The sequence below is a fragment of the Brevibacterium senegalense genome (assembly GCF_000285835.1).
GTDB lineage: Bacteria > Actinomycetota > Actinomycetes > Actinomycetales > Brevibacteriaceae > Brevibacterium > Brevibacterium senegalense.
Genome location: NZ_HE978605.1, coordinates 155,258 through 169,465 on the forward strand (window position 1 = coordinate 155,258; position 14,208 = coordinate 169,465).

At 71.2% G+C, this 14,208-nt stretch carries 14 protein-coding genes; 1 reads left to right on the forward strand and 13 read right to left on the reverse strand.

Translation table 11 applies throughout. The annotated features are described in order from the left end of the window. Positions 1-4: 4 nt before the first annotated feature. The 5 genes from hemA to HGBR_RS11390 all read right to left on the reverse strand — a co-directional run bounded on the left by hemA (position 5) and on the right by HGBR_RS11390 (position 4,637). Complete coding sequence (hemA, locus tag HGBR_RS20840) at positions 5-2,026, reverse strand: glutamyl-tRNA reductase (RefSeq protein WP_019159466.1); 2,022 nt, start codon at positions 2,024-2,026, stop codon at positions 5-7. Further along, positions 2,023-2,760, reverse strand: coding sequence for a redox-sensing transcriptional repressor Rex (locus HGBR_RS17625; RefSeq protein ID WP_019159467.1), 738 nt, complete (start codon positions 2,758-2,760; stop codon positions 2,023-2,025). The genes hemA and HGBR_RS17625 overlap by 4 nt, the downstream gene beginning before the upstream one ends. Positions 2,761-2,842: 82 nt before the next feature. Next, on the reverse strand, positions 2,843-3,100 hold the full coding sequence (locus HGBR_RS11380; protein ID WP_019159468.1) for a glutaredoxin family protein: 258 nt from the start codon (positions 3,098-3,100) through the stop codon (positions 2,843-2,845). A gap of 80 nt (positions 3,101-3,180) precedes the next feature. Then, a complete protein-coding gene (locus tag HGBR_RS19560) occupies positions 3,181-3,279 on the reverse strand; it encodes a 30S ribosomal protein bS22 (protein ID WP_005504750.1) in 99 nt (32 codons plus the stop codon). A 155-nt stretch (positions 3,280-3,434) separates the two neighbouring features. After that, entirely contained in the window at positions 3,435-4,637 is a 1,203-nt protein-coding gene (locus tag HGBR_RS11390) for an acetoin utilization protein AcuC (RefSeq protein WP_026077538.1), read from the reverse strand. Between the two features lie 68 nt (positions 4,638-4,705). On the opposite strand from HGBR_RS11390, the gene HGBR_RS11395 reads away from it, so the two are divergent. Then, positions 4,706-6,112: a TrkH family potassium uptake protein gene (locus tag HGBR_RS11395; protein WP_019159470.1), complete on the forward strand. Its 1,407-nt coding sequence runs from the start codon at positions 4,706-4,708 to the stop codon at positions 6,110-6,112. A 54-nt stretch (positions 6,113-6,166) separates the two neighbouring features. On the opposite strand, the gene HGBR_RS11400 is transcribed toward HGBR_RS11395, so the two are convergent. From HGBR_RS11400 to HGBR_RS11435, 8 genes are all read right to left on the reverse strand, one after another. Beyond that, on the reverse strand, positions 6,167-6,868 hold the full coding sequence (locus HGBR_RS11400; protein ID WP_051013411.1) for a potassium channel family protein: 702 nt from the start codon (positions 6,866-6,868) through the stop codon (positions 6,167-6,169). A gap of 22 nt (positions 6,869-6,890) precedes the next feature. Further along, complete coding sequence (proC, locus tag HGBR_RS11405; protein ID WP_026077540.1) at positions 6,891-7,715, reverse strand: pyrroline-5-carboxylate reductase; 825 nt, start codon at positions 7,713-7,715, stop codon at positions 6,891-6,893. A 10-nt stretch (positions 7,716-7,725) separates the two neighbouring features. Beyond that, entirely contained in the window at positions 7,726-8,646 is a 921-nt protein-coding gene (locus HGBR_RS11410) for a sugar phosphate isomerase/epimerase family protein (protein WP_019159473.1), read from the reverse strand. Positions 8,647-8,649: 3 nt separating this feature from the next. Further along, positions 8,650-9,702, reverse strand: a complete 1,053-nt coding sequence (locus HGBR_RS11415) for a Ppx/GppA phosphatase family protein (RefSeq protein ID WP_083882867.1) — start codon at positions 9,700-9,702, stop codon at positions 8,650-8,652. Between the two features lie 61 nt (positions 9,703-9,763). After that, on the reverse strand, positions 9,764-10,546 hold the full coding sequence (locus HGBR_RS11420; RefSeq protein WP_019159475.1) for an enoyl-CoA hydratase/isomerase family protein: 783 nt from the start codon (positions 10,544-10,546) through the stop codon (positions 9,764-9,766). Between the two features lie 70 nt (positions 10,547-10,616). Beyond that, positions 10,617-11,738 carry a bifunctional 2-methylcitrate synthase/citrate synthase gene (locus tag HGBR_RS11425; RefSeq protein WP_019159476.1) on the reverse strand — a complete coding sequence of 374 codons (1,122 nt, stop codon included), beginning with the start codon at positions 11,736-11,738 and terminating at the stop codon, positions 10,617-10,619. Beyond that, complete coding sequence (prpB, locus tag HGBR_RS11430) at positions 11,735-12,640, reverse strand: methylisocitrate lyase (RefSeq protein ID WP_019159477.1); 906 nt, start codon at positions 12,638-12,640, stop codon at positions 11,735-11,737. Before prpB ends, HGBR_RS11425 begins: the two co-directional genes overlap by 4 nt. Then, positions 12,640-14,139: an MmgE/PrpD family protein gene (locus HGBR_RS11435; protein ID WP_218915965.1), complete on the reverse strand. Its 1,500-nt coding sequence runs from the start codon at positions 14,137-14,139 to the stop codon at positions 12,640-12,642. Before HGBR_RS11435 ends, prpB begins: the two co-directional genes overlap by 1 nt. Positions 14,140-14,208 lie beyond the last annotated feature (69 nt).

A 14,208-nucleotide genomic window follows, 5' to 3' on the forward strand; every position in this document is an offset into this window, starting at 1 on the left:
AGCGTCAGGCCGTCGCGGGCGACGAGCACGTCCGCGGGTCGACGCGCGGGGGCACGGCGGCCAGGAGGATGCCCGGCGCCGGTGCGGTGGGGAGGTCCTTGAGCGAGTGCACCGCGATGTCGATCGTGCCGGCCAGCAGTGCGGACCGCACGGCGGAGACGAACACCCCCGTCCCTCCGAAGGTCGCGAGCGGGGTCATGTTGACGTCGCCCTCGGTCACGACCTCGACGATCTCGACGCGCCAGCCGGTCCGCTGCGCCAGCTCCTGCGCGATCGCGGTCGACTGCGACCGCGCCAGCCGGGACCGGCGAGTGCCCAGGCGCACCGTCCGTCCGGTGGGGTGCTGCGGCTCGACGACGTCGAGCGTATGGTCCGCGACGGGTGCGGTCCCGTCCGCGGCACCGGATCCCGTGGCCGGTGCGGGCGTCGTGGAACCCGCCGAGGCCGTGGCCGGGGCCGTGCCCGAGGCCGTGGCCTGGGCCGTCGTACCCGCTCCCCCGCTCCCGGAGGTCACGAGCGCGGGGGCCACGTGAGCGGCGGGGGTCGCCGTCGTCGCCGCCGCCGTCATCTCCAGCTGGGGCGACAGTGCCATCGCCATGAGACCGTCGACGTCCGCGCCCATGCTCTCGAGGAGGTCGGCGGGACCGGATGCGGCGTCCGCGGGCTCGGCGGACGTGGGCACCGCGGCCGCGGCGGTCTGCGGGGCGGAGGTCGACGCGGCCGGGGTGCGGTCGAGGTCGAAGAGTGTCGTGAGCGCGGCCGCGTAGTCGATCGACTCCGCGTCCGTGCCGGTGAGCTCCTTCACCCGCACCGTGGGGGTGTGGAGGATCGTCGTCGCGACACGGCGCAGCGCCTGCCGCGCCTCGTCGAGCACCTTCTGCGGCACCGACTCGCCCAGGCGGCGGGAGAGCCGGTCGAACTCGCGGTCGACGGTGTCGCGCGCCTGGCTGCGCAGCGCGGCGACCGTGGGGCCCACCTGGCGGGCGCGGCGCTGCGCGGACATGTCCGCGACCTCGTCGCGGATGATCTGCTGGACCTGGCCCACGATGGCCCGCACGTCCGAGTCCCCGGAGCGCGCATCGTCCGCGAAGAGGTGGGAGAGGCCCTCGAGATTGATCATGCGCACGTGGTCGTGGGTCTCGACGTCCGCATCGATGTCGAACGGCAGCGCCAGGTCGACGAAGTAGGTGGGGGCCGGCCGTGCGCCCGCGTCCAGGTGGGCCAGGGAGGCGGCCACGACCTCGGCGTCGAGGACGGTGCCCCGGGCACCGGTGACGGAGATGACGAGGTCCGCCGCCGCGACCTCGCGGACCAGAGATTCCGGCGTCAGCACGTCCGCGCGGCCGTCGACCGTCGCGGCGAGGCGCTGCGCGCGCTCGAGCGTGCGGTTGAGGACGGTGACGGAGCGGACGCCCCGGCGGGCCAGTGTCGCGACGGACAGGCCGGACATCGCCCCGGCGCCCACGATGAGCACGTCCGCGTCCTGCAGGTCGCCGATGTGCGCCTCCGCGCCGCCCAGCGCCATGTCCAGCAGAGAGCGGGCGACCGAGTCCAGCGCGGTCTCCGCGTGCGCGCGCTTGCCCACGCGCAGCGAGTCCTGCACCGTGCGGGAGAGCTCGCCGGTCAGCTGACCGGCCCCCTGCGCGCCGCTGTACGACTGGCGCAGCTGTCCCAGGATCTGCGATTCGCCGATCGCCATCGAGTCCAGGCCGGAGGCGACCGTGAGCATGTGCTCGACGGCCTTGTCCTCGAACCGCACGTACACGTGCCGAGCCAGGTCCTGCCACGGGATGCCCGCGACCGTCGCCAGCGCCGAGCCCACGTCGGACAGGCCGCCGTGGAACGAGCGGACGTCCGCGATGATCTCGAGGCGGTTGCACGTGGACAGCACGAGGGCCCCGTCGACGAACTCACCGCTCAGCACGCGGCTGCGGAGGTCCTCGACCTCACCGCTGGAGAGTGCGACCGATTCGAGGACCGACAGGGGTGCGGAACGGTGCGAGACTCCGAGGACGAAGGTGGTCACGACTCTGCCTCCAGGGGACCGAGCGACGAATGGGCTGGCGGGGACGCGTGCGCCGGCGCGTGGGACGCCGCGGGCGCGGACCGCGCGAAGTGCGACAGGACCTGCAGCTCTGTCGCCAGATCGACGTGCCGGACCTCGAGGCCGGCGGGGGCGCGCACCGGAACGGGCGCGAAGTTGAGGAGGCCGCGGATGTCTGTGTCGACGACGGCGTCGACGACGGACTGCGCGGCGGCGGCCGGGACCGCGATGACGAGCAGCTCGAGCGACAGCTCCCGGACGGTGTCCGGCAGCGTGCGGATGTCGCGGATGGCGAGATCGACGACCGGCTGGCCGATCCGCGCGGCGGAGGAGTCGAAGACCGCGCGCACGGCGAATCCGTGCTGCGGGTCGGAGAGGTAGTGGGCCAGCGCGGTGCCCAGGCGGCCCACGCCCACGATCCCCACGGGACGCAGGCGGTCGATGCCCAGGAAGCGGCGGATGGAGGCGGCCAGCTCCGACACGCCGTAGCCCACGCCGCGGCGGCCCGTGTGGTCCAGCAGCGAGAGGTCGCGGCGGACAATCGCGGCACCCACGCCGCACGCGCGTGCCAGCGCCTCACTGGAGGCTGTCGTGCTGCCGGAGGCGGAGAGAGCGGTCAGAGCGCCCAGGTAGACGGGCATGCGCGTGACGGCGGGGATGGGAGTCGACCGGTTCGCGCCATCCGGCGCCGTCGCAGCCGACAGGGTGTGTGCCACCGCGCTCCGCTCTCCTTCCTGCGCCGCACCCGCGACCGGTGCGTTCACCGCACGCCTGGGTGCCTCCGCCCGCGGAACGCGTTCAGGCGTCCGCGGCGGCGCGCGCGTCGATCGCGCGCGCCAGCCTGCCGGGGTCGATCCGGTGGAAGCCCACCTGGCGACCGTCCACGAGCACGACCGGCACGTCCCATTCGTAGCGATCCAGCAGGGCCTGATCGCTGTCGATGTCCGTGACGGTCACGTCCACGGAGCGGGACCGTGCGACCTGCTCCACGATCGCTTCCGCGTCGCTGCACACGCTGCACCCGGTCCGAGTGAGGAGTTGGACGTGCACGCTCACCGGCTCCTCCTCACCCTGCGCTCCTCACAACAAACCCCCGACCCACACATACGTGCAAGACGGGGTCCGTGCAAGAAGACTTACTTCTTGTTGCGACGCTGATGACGCGTCTTGCGCAGAAGCTTGCGGTGCTTCTTCTTCGACATACGCTTGCGGCGCTTCTTGATCACTGAGCCCATGGGCACACCTCACCGGGTTGACAGCACGGTGAACAGGGGGTGCCCACCGCTGGAACATAGCCGCTCAAGTCTATCCCCGGCGCTGTGGCATGGCAAAAGGAGACGGGGTGATCCTGATCCCGCCGTCCGCCGCGGCCCCGTCGCCGCGTGCGGCGTCAGTCGTAGTAGGCGTCGAGCCCGAAGAACGGGAAGATCGACTTGCGGGTCGCCATGACCGCGCGGTCCAGGTCCGACTGCGGGTCGTAGCCGCCGGACCACGGCGCGAACGTCCCGTCGTAGCCGTCCGTCATGGACAGCGGGGCGTCGCGGCCCACGATCGACTCCGCGTAGTTCCGCCACCGCTGGGGCGTCTCCCTCCGCGGGTCGATGTCCGCACCTGCGGCGATCGCGACCAGCTGCGTCCACGCCCGCGGCACGACCTCGAGGATCGAGTAGCCGCCGCCGCCCGTCGCGATCCACTTCCCGTCCGTGAGCTCCTCGGACAGCGAGCGGGCCAGCAGTGCGGTCTCGCGCATGCCGTCGACGCTGAAGCGCAGGTGGGTGAGGGGGTCCGACCGGTGCCCGTCGCAGCCGTGCTGCGTCACGAGGATCTGCGGGTCGAACTCGCGCAGCACCCGCGGCAGCACCGCGTCGATCGCGCGCAGCCAGTCCGCGTCGTCCGCGCGCGGTGGCAGCGCGATGTTGACGGCGGACGCCGCCGCCTGCATCCCCCCGATGTCGTTCGCGAAGCCGGTGCCGGGGAACAGGAACCTCCCGTTCTCGTGCACGGACACCGTCAGCACGCGCGGGTCGTCCCAGAAGATGCGCTCGACCCCGTCGCCGTGGTGGGCGTCGAAGTCAAGGTAGGCGACGCGGTGGTACCCGCTGTCCAGCAGCGTGCGGATCGTCGCGGCGAGGTCGTTGTAGACGCAGAAGCCGGCGGCCCGGTCGCTCATCGCGTGGTGCATGCCGCCGCAGAAGTTGACGGCCCGGTCGTAGCCGCCGCCGGCCACCGCCCGGGCGGCCTCGACCCCGGCCTGGAAGATCCGGCCGGAGGCCTCGTGGATCTTCTCGAATCGCGGCACGTCCTCCGTGCCGATCCCCCACTCGCGCTGGAAGTCCTCGTCCAGGTCCGCCGGCTCACCGGCCTGCTTGACGGCCTCGATGAAGTCCTGCGTGTGGACGGCCCGCAGCTCGTCCTCGTCGACGTCGCCCACCGTCGAGACGGTGATGCGCGGGTGGTCGAAGAGACCGAAGTCCGTCGCGAGCTTCGCCGTGAGGTCCAGTCGCAGCGGGTGCATCGGATGACCGGGACCGAAGTCGTAGTCGGTGAAGGTCTCATCCCACGTGACGAAGAGATCGAGATCACGGTGTGCCATGCCCACACTGTAGCCCCCGGACCCCGGTTCGGACGCCGCGCACCCCATCCGGTCGTATCATGTGTGGAATGGACGCCTCTGGTGATCGCGACGCGGACGCGCACGACGAACAGTCCGGGCGTGTGCGCAGGCTGCGGGACGTGGTCGATTCGTTCGTCCTCGCTTCCCCGGCGCGCACCGCCATGATCGGCTTCGTGCTGCTGGCCGCCCTGTTCACGGGGCTGCTGTGCCTGCCCGTGTCTCTCAACGATCCGTCCCAGCACTCACTGGCGGACGCCGTGCTCGTCGCGGTGTCCGCGGTCTGCGTGACGGGACTCAGCTCCGTCACGATGCAAGAGCACTGGTCCCCCTTCGGGATGGGCGTCATCACCGTCGCGATCCAGGTGGGCGGCCTGGGCATCCTCACCGCGGCCTCGCTGCTGGGCATGGCGATGTCGAAGCGCCTGGGCGTCCGCCAGCGGCTCATGGCCGCACAGGCGACGGGCACCTCCCAGCTGGGCCGAGTGGGCTCCCTGCTGCGGGCGGTCCTCACGACGATGATCGCCGCCGAGGTCGTGGTCGCCGCCCTGCTCCTCCCCCGGTTCCTGGCCCGGGGCGAGGGCTCCGGGGAGGCGCTGTGGCACTCCGTCTTCTACGCGATCTCCTCGTTCAACAACGCGGGCTTCACGATCCACGACGGCGGCGGCGCAGCGTTCGCGGACGATCCGTGGATCCTGGCGGTGCTGGCGACCTCCGTCTTCGTGGGGTCCCTGGGATTCCCCGTCATCTTCGTCATGAGCATCTTCTGGCGCTCACCCCGGTCCTGGGACCTCCACGCGAAGCTCACGCTCTCCACCTCCGTCCTGCTGGTGCTGGGCGGCTGGATCCTGCTCCTCGTGTTCGAGGCGGCCAACCCCGCGACCCTGGGGTTCCGCGGCTGGTTCGACACCGCCGGGGAGTCGCTGTTCCTGTCCGTCATGTCCCGGTCCGGCGGCTTCTCGACCGTCGACATCGCGGAGCTGTCCGACTCCAGCCGCGTGCTACTGGACATGCTCATGTTCGTGGGCGGCGGCTCCGGCTCCACCGCCGGCGGCATCAAGGTCACGACCCTGGCGGTGCTGGGCCTGGCCGCGCTGGCGGAGGCCCGTGGCCTCGTCGACACGACCGCGTTCAACCGGCGCATCGCCCCCAGCACCATCCGCCTGGCCGTCTCCGTCCTGCTGGCCGGCGCCACGATCGTCGCGATCGGCACGATGGTCCTGCTGGCGGTGACGGACGAGCCTCTGGACGACGCCCTCTTCGAGGTCGTCAGCGCGTTCGCCACGTGCGGCCTGTCGATGGGGGTGACGGAGCGGTCGACGGACGCGGGGCTCTACGTCCTGAGCGCCCTCATGCTGGTGGGCCGCCTGGGCACGATCACGCTCGCCTCCGCCCTGTCGGAGAGGTCCCAGAAACGCCGGTTCCGCTACGCGGAGGAGCGTCCGATCATCGGCTGAGGGCCGCGGGGACGCCGCCGCCCTGTGGAGAGCCGCAGCCGCCCGCCGGACCGCTCAGGTCTGCTTCGCGAAGGCTCCCAGCCGGTCGACGTGGCCGGCGACGATGAGGACGTCCTGGCGGCCGATCCGGGTGTCCATGTCCGCGTACGTGAACTCCTTGCCCGGGGCCTTGATCCCCACGACGGTGACGCCGAAGCGGTCGCGGATCCGGGCCTCGGACAGCGTCTTCTCCTTGACGGACTCCGGCGGGCGCATCTTCACGACGGCGAACTGCCCGTCGTCGAAGTCGATGTAGTCGATCATGCGAGTGTTCATGAGGTGCGCGACCCGGTCGCCGGCCTCCGTCTCCGGGTACAGCACGTGCTCCGCACCGATCCGGCGCAGGATCTTCCCGTGCGCGTCGGAGATCGCCTTCGCCCAGATCTGCTCGACGCCCAGGTCGATGAGGTTCGCGGTCGTGAGCACGCTCGCCTCGATCGACGAGCCGATGCCCACGACGGCGGTGCCGAACTCGCCGGCGCCCAGCTGCCGCAGCGCCTCGATGTGGGTCGCATCCGCCTCGACGACGTGGGTGAGCTTCGCGGACCACTCCTGGACGAGCTCCGGGCTCTTCTCGATCGCCATGACCTCGCGGCCCATGTGCATGAGCGAGCGGGCGGTGGCGGAGCCGAAACGGCCCAGACCCACGACCAGGACACCCGAGGACGACCCGTCCCAGTCGGACGAGCGCAGGGCGCGCAGCCCCACTCCCCGCATCGCGCGGCGACTGCCGCGACGGTCATTCCCCACGGTTCTCCGCCTCCATCTCCAGGCCGCGATCGCCGGCCGCCTGCACCGCACGGGCGACGGTCTCGCCCAGGCCGGCCGCCTCGAATGACGCCAGCCCCGCCGCGGTCGTCCCGCCCCGGCTCGTGACGGCCTCGCGCAGGCCCGCGGGGTCCGGCCGCTGCTCCAGCAGGCGGCCCGCACCGGCCGCGGTCGCGGCGACGACGCGGCGCGCGGTGTCCTCGTCGAGTCCCTGCGCCGCGGCGGCCGCGACCATGTGCTCGGCCAGCTGGAAGAAGAAGGCGACGCCCGAGGCCGAGGCCCCGATCATCGTCGGCATGTCCGCCTCCGCGATGGGGACGACCAGTCCCGCGCCCGCCAGCAGGGAGGTGAGCTGCTCGACCGTGCCGGCCGGGACCTCGGCGGTGGCGGCCAGGGCGATGACGCCGGCGCCCAGCGAGGACGGGGTGTTGGGCATGATCCGCACGACCGGGCGGCCCGGGAAGAGAGCGGCGAGTGTGTCGAGGTCGACGCCCGCGGCCATCGACACGACGACGGCGTCCGGCTCCAGAGCGGGCGCCACGGCAGCGGCGGTGTCCGCAAGCATCCACGGCTTGACGCCCACGAAGACGAGGCCCGCGCCGCGCACCGCGGCCTCGTTCGCCTGTGGGTCCTCCTCGACCGCATGCGCGTGGACCCCCAGCCGCGCGGCCAGGTCCTCCGCCGTCGACCGTGAGCCGGCCGTCGCGTGGACGTCGTCCGGGCTCTGTCCCGCTGCCAGGACGCCCTCGAGGAGGGCGCCGCCCATATTGCCTGTTCCGATGAATGCGATCCGCATGGGACCGAGGCTACCCCTGCCCGGCATCGCCGAGTCCCAGGTGGCGCCGAGCGAACGCGAGGGACTCCGCGAGCATCGCGTCGCGGGTGGACCGGCGGGCGGTGAACCGGGTGTTGACCTCGACGACGACGTCGCCGGACCAGTCGTGCTTCGCGAGGTACTGGAGGGTCTCCGCGACCGGCATCCGCCCGCGTCCCGGCACCAGGTGCTCGTCCGTGAGCGAACCGGAGCCGTCCGTCAGGTGGATGTGCCGCAGCGCGGGGAACAGGGTGCGGACGGCCTGGAGCGCGTCCGTGCCCGCGGTGGACGCGTGCGAGAAGTCGAAGGTGACCGCGTCGTAGTCCTGCCCCAGCAGGTCCCAGTGCGGCGAGTAGACGAGCACCTCGCGCACACCCGCGCGCCACGGGTACATGTTCTCGACCGCCAGGGTCACGCCCGTCTCCTGCGACAGCTCGCGGACGCCCTCGACGAAGTTCTTCGCGTAGTCGCCCTGCCAGCGGAACGGCGGGTGCAGGACGACGGTGCGCGCGCCGGCCTCCCGCGCCAATTCCGCGGTCAGCCGCAGCTTCTCCCAGTGGTCCTTCGTGAGGACGCGGGGCATGAAGAGGAGGGTGGGCGCGTGGACGGACAGGACGGGCAGGCCCGTCGCCTGCGCGAAGCGCGCCATGAGTCCCGCGTCCTGGGTCTCCGCGTTGTTCGTGATCATGACCTCGACGCCGTCGTAGCCCAACCGGGCCGCGGTCTCGAAGCACTCGCGGACCGTCATGGGGTAGACGGACGAGGTCGAGAGGCCCACCCGGATCGGATGGATCGAGCGGTGGTCCGCCGCGGGCTCGTAGACGGGGTTGCGCTCCAGCTCCTGCCGCTGCCGCTTGCTCTTGACCCGCGCCTCGTTGGGGGCGGTGAACGGCCGGCGCTTCCTCTCAGCCACGGCTCAGTCCTGCCCGGCGGTCTCGAGGGCGGCCCGTGCGCCGCCCGGCTCGTGGCCGTTCGCGGACGCGCTGAGTGCCGGCGCCGGTGGGCCGCCGATCCGACGGCGGGTGGGCGAGAGGATCTCCGAGGAGTCCAGCAGGTCCAGCTGGCGCATGATGATGCCCTCGCGCAGGGCCCACGGCGAGATGTGCATCGTCGACACGTCGAAGATCGTCATCGCGGCCTCGGCCACGATCGCGCCGGCCAGGACCTGGCCGGCGCGGGCCTCGGACACCCCGGGCAGCTGCGCCCGGTCCGCCGCGTTCCGGGTGGCCAGTTCGTGGACGATCGAGGCCATGTCCTTGCGCTTGAGCTCGCGCGGGACGAAGATGCCGGCGGCGCTGGCGGCCGCACCGCCGATCCGCGCGAGCGACCGGAAGGTCTTCGAGGAGCCAACGATGCGGTCCGGCCGGCCCACCCGGTTGATGTCGCCGGCGACCCGGCCGATGTGCTGGCGGGCGAACTTCCGCAGCCCGTCCACGTCCTCGGGCGACGGCTGGTCCGAGTGGAGGAAGTCGCGGTGCATGCGGCCGGCCCCCAGCGGCAGCGACAGCGCCGCGTCCGGGTACTCGTCGCGGCCGGAGGCCAGCTCCAGCGAACCACCGCCGATGTCCATGAGGAGGATGCTGCCGGCGGACCAGCCGAACCAGCGGCGGACCGCCAGGAATGTCACGCGGGCCTCGTCCTCCCCGCTCATGACGTTGAGCTCGACGCCGGTCTCCTGCCGGATCCGCTCGATCGTCTCGTCCCCATTGGGGGCGGATCTGATCGCCGAGGTCGCGAACGCGAGGATCTGTTCCGAGCCCTGGTCCTCCGCGATCTCCATCGAGGAGGCGACGAAGTCGATGAGCCGGTTCTGGCCGTAGGTGGAGATCGACCCGTCGTCCTTCAGGTACTCCGCGAGCCGCAGCACCTCCTTGTGGGAGGTCGCCGGCAGAGGCGGCGCACCGACGTGCGCGTCCACCACGAGGAGGTGGACGCTGTTGGATCCGATGTCGAGAACTGCGAGTCGCACGCCAGCCATCGTAGCGCTCCCGCGCGCCCGGGCCGTCCCGGACGGGTGCCGGGCCCCGCGCTCAGTCCCGCCAGTCGACCCGGTGGAACCCGAAATCCGGAGTCTCCTTCGCGAAGAACGCCCGCTGGCCCTCGCCCAGCTCGACGGGGTAGACCTCGTCCAGCCAGCCGGCGGGATCCGGGTCCTCGCCGCGGAGGATGCGCAGCAGTCCGGTCTGGGTGAACGCGGAGCGGGCGGAGATGCGCTGCGCGGTGCGGTGGGCGGCGCCGACGGGATCGTCCGTCACCTCGTGGAGGAAGCCCAGGCCGTCCGCCCGCGCGGTGTCGATGAGGTTGCCGGTCAGCAGGAGGTAGCGCGCCCACGACTCCCCGATCGCGGCGGCGAAGCGGCGGGTGGGCCCGGGCGGGTACACGAGGCCCAGCTTCGCGGCGGTGATGCCGAAGCGGGAGCCGGGCGCGGCGATGCGGATGTCGCACGCGGCCGCCAGCTCCGTCCCGCCGCCCACGCACACGCCCTCGATGGCCGCGATGGTGGGGATGTCGCACGAGGCGAGCGCGTCCTCGGCGGCGGAGTTCATCGCCCAGAAGTCCGCGAGCGGCACGTTGAGGTCGTTGATGTCGGAGCCCGCGGAGAAGTGGCCGTCCGTGCCGCGGAGGATGAGGACGTCGACCTCCGGCGCCGCATCGATCGCGTGCAGGATGTCCGGCAGTGCGAACCACATCTCGCGCGAGAGTGCGCCCAGCTTCTGCGGACGGTCGATCGTGAGCGTCGCGATCGCGCCGTCCGTCTCGTAGCGGAACCCCTCGACCAGCGGGATCGGGGTCCGGGGAGTCTCAGTCGTCACAGGGGTCTCCTCATGAGGCACGGCCGGGGCACCGCAGTGCCCCGGCCGTGCCGGGTGGTGGCGGTGCGGATCAGCGCTGGGCGGGGACCTCGCGCTGCTCCGGGCCGTCGTAGGCGCTGAGCGGGCGGATGAGGGCGTTCGACGCCTGCTGCTCCATGATGTGCGCGGTCCAGCCGGTGATGCGGGCCATCACGAAGATCGGCGTGAACTGCGGCGTGTCGAAGCCCATGAGGTGGTAGGCCGGACCCGAGGGGTAGTCGAGGTTGGGGTAGATCCCCTTCCGACCCACGAAGTCCTCCTCGAAGGCGTTGTAGAGGGCCAGCAGGTCGTCCGCGCCCTTGACGCGGACCATGTCCTCGAAGGCCTTGCGCATCGTGGGCACGCGGGAGTCGCCCTTCTTGTAGACACGGTGGCCGAAGCCCATGATCTTCGCCTTCTTCGCCAGGGCGTCGTCGATCCACGCGGACGCCTTGTCCGCTGTGCCGACCTCCTCGAGCATCGCCATGACGGCCTCGTTCGCACCGCCGTGCAGCGCGCCCTTGAGCGCACCCACCGCACCGGCGACGGCGGAGTACATGTCCGAGGTCGTCGACGTGATGACGCGACCGGTGAAGGTCGAGGCGTTGAAGGAGTGCTCCGCGTAGAGGATCATCGACACGTCGAAGCAGCGGACGACCTCGTCCTCCGGCACCTCGCCGAAGACCATGTGGAAGAAGTTCGCGGCGTAGCCCAGGTCCGACGTGGGCGCGATCGGGTCCAGCCCGTGACGACGACGGTGGTCGACGGCCACGATCGTGGGCAGCTGCGCGTACAGGCGCTCCGCCTTGCGGCGGTTCGCCTCCTCGCCCTCCTCCTCGGCCTCGGGATCGACAGCACCCAGGTAGGCGACCGCCGTCTGCACGACGTGCATGGGGTGGGTGTCCGTGGGCAGGCCCAGGATGATGTCGATGAGCTCCTGCGAGACGGCGCGCTGGCCGCGCTCCCGCTCGTTGAACTCGCTCAGCTGGTCCTGCGTGGGCAGCTCGCCGTTCCAGATGAGGTAGGCGACCTCCTCGAACGTGCAGTTCGCGGCGAGCTCCTGGACCGGGTAGCCCCGGTAGGTGAGCGAGTTGGTCTCCTGCACGACCTTCGAGACGCTGGTGGTGTCGACGACGACGCCGGCCAGCCCCTTCTTGATGTCCTGTTCAGTCACTGGTGACCCTCCTGGGAGAAATTGAAGACTGCGGCGTCGAACGCGTTGTACGCCTCGTAGTCGATGGTCTCGTAGAGATCCGCTCGCGTCTGCATGCGGTCCACGACCGAGGCCTGGGTGCCCTCCGCGCGGATGGTCCGGAGACCATCCGTGATGGCGCCCATCGCCAGCCGCAGGGTGGTGACGGGGTAGATGACGACCCGGACGCCGGCGTCCGCCAGCTGGCTCGTCGTGAAGAGCTCGCTCTTCCCGAACTCCGTCATGTTCGCGAGGATCGGGACGTCGAGGGCCCGGGCGAAGGTCTCGAACTCGCCCAGGTCGCGCATGGCCTCCGGGAAGATCATGTCCGCACCTGCGTCCGCGTAGGCCTTCGCCCGGTCGATCGCCGCGTCGAGTCCCTCGCCCGCACGCGCATCGGTGCGCGCGCACAGCACGAAGTTCTCATCCCGGCGGCCCTTCGCGGCGGCGGAGATGCGCTTGACCATCTCTGCCGTCGTCACGACCTCCTTGCCGTCGAGGTGGCCGCACCGCTTGGGGTTGACCTGGTCCTCGAGGTGGATGCCGGACAGTCCCGCGTCCTCGAACTCCTGCACGGTGCGAGCGACGTTCATCGCCTCGCCCCAGCCGGTGTCCGCGTCGATGAACGAGGGCAGGTTCGTCACCCGGGCGATCGCGCGACCGTGGTCAACGACCTCCGTGAGCGTCGTGAGGCCGATGTCCGGCAGCCCCTGTGCGGCGGAGAACGCTCCGCCGGAGATGTAGACGCCCTCGAAGCCCGCCTGCTCGATGAGCTGCGCGTTGAGCGGGTTGATGGCGCCCGGGAATTGGACGATCTCGGATCCGTTCAGCAGCTCCCGGAAGCGGACGCGCCGCTGGGCGGCGGTGGTCGTCGCACCCAGCATCAGAAGATGCCCTTCGAGCCGGAGTGGGTGAGGCCGTCGACGGCGAAGCTGAGCTGGCGCACGGCGTCGCCGTCCAGGTCCGCGACGTTCTGGGCGAGGTCGAGGAAGCGGTTCTGCTCCTGCTCGCTCACGATGCCCTCCGCCAGCGTGCGGAACTTCTCGACGTAGTTCTCGCGGACGAACGGACGGGCACCTGCCGGGTGCGCATCCGCGACCGCGATCTCGTCGACGAGCGTCGAGCCGTCGGCGAACTCGATCTCGACACGACCGCCGAAGGCCATCTCGTCCGGGTCCGTCGAGTGGTAGCGGCGGGTCCACTCCGGGTCCTCGCGGGTCTCGACCTTGTGCCACAGCTCCACGGTGTCCGGACGGCCCGCGCGCTCCGGCGCGTAGGACTTCTCGTGGTGCCACGCCTGGTCCTGCAGGGCCACCGTGAACATGTACATGATCGAGTGGTCCAGCGTCTCGCGCGAGGCCTTCGGGTCCATCTTCTGCGGGTCGTTGGCGCCCGTGCCGATGACGTAGTGGGTGTGGTGCGAGGTGTGGATCGTGACCTTCGTGACCTTCGAGAAGTCGTCGATCTGGGCACCCATGCGGCGGGCCAGGTCGATGAGGGCCTGCGCCTGGTACTCCGCGGAGTGCTCCTTGGTGTAGGTGTCCAGGATCGCGCGCTTCGACTCGCCGGCGGCCGGCAGCGGGACGGTGTAGCGGGCCTCGGGGCCTGACAGGATCCAGGCGATGACGCCGTCCTCGCCCTCGTAGATGGGCGACGGTGCACCCTCGCCGCGCATCGCGCGGTCCACGGCCTCGACGGCCATCTTGCCGGCGAACGCGGGGGCGTGCGCCTTCCAGGTGGAGATCTCGCCCTTGCGGGACTGGCGGGTCGCGGTCGTGACGTGGAGCGCCTGCTGGACGGCCTGGTAGATGACCTCCGTGGGCAGGTGCAGGAGCGTGCCGATGCCGGCGGCGGCGGACGGGCCCAGGTGGGCGACGTGGTCGATCTTGTGCTCGTGCAGGCAGATGCCCTTGACGAGGTCGACCTGGATCTCATAGCCGGTCGCGATGCCGCGGACCAGGTCCGCACCGCCGATGCCCTTGTGCTGGGCGACGGCCAGGATCGCCGGGATGTTGTCGCCCGGGTGCGAGTACTCCTTCGCCAGGAAGGTGTCGTGGAAGTCCAGTTCGCGGACCGCGACGCCGTTGGCCCAGGCGGCCCACTCCGGAGAGACCGTGTCCGTCAGTGGGAGGCCGAAGACGGGAGCGCCCGGCTGCATGGGGTGACCCTGCGCCTGCTCGCGGGCGTGGGTGGGGGCACCGCGGCGCACGGAGGCGGCGGCGACGGACGCGTTGTCGATGATGCGGTTGATGACCATGTCCTGGACGTCCGCGTCGACGGCGACGTCGTCCGCGGCGACGGCGGCGATCTTCCAGGCGAGCTGATCCTCGCGGGCCAGGTTCTCCGAGCTCTTGTAGGTCCGGACTTCGTGATTGATCAACAGGCTCTCCTTCGTCGTGAGCGCTGGCCGCTCTGATCTGTGCGGCTGCAGGTCTCTGAGGCGGGGTGACGA

Excerpts from the sequence above, each read along its gene's own strand:
- HGBR_RS19560 (WP_005504750.1), bottom strand. The coding sequence starts at position 3,279 with ATGGGCTCAGTGATCAAGAAGCGCCGCAAGCGTATGTCGAAGAAGAAG.
- HGBR_RS11390 (WP_026077538.1), bottom strand. The coding sequence starts at position 4,637 with ATGGCACACCGTGATCTCGATCTCTTCGTCACGTGGGATGAGACCTTC.
- HGBR_RS11395 (WP_019159470.1), top strand. The coding sequence starts at position 4,706 with ATGGACGCCTCTGGTGATCGCGACGCGGACGCGCACGACGAACAGTCC.
- HGBR_RS11400 (WP_051013411.1), bottom strand. The coding sequence starts at position 6,868 with ATGCGGGGAGTGGGGCTGCGCGCCCTGCGCTCGTCCGACTGGGACGGG.
- proC (WP_026077540.1), bottom strand. The coding sequence starts at position 7,715 with ATGCGGATCGCATTCATCGGAACAGGCAATATGGGCGGCGCCCTCCTC.
- prpB (WP_019159477.1), bottom strand. The coding sequence starts at position 12,640 with ATGCTGGGTGCGACGACCACCGCCGCCCAGCGGCGCGTCCGCTTCCGG.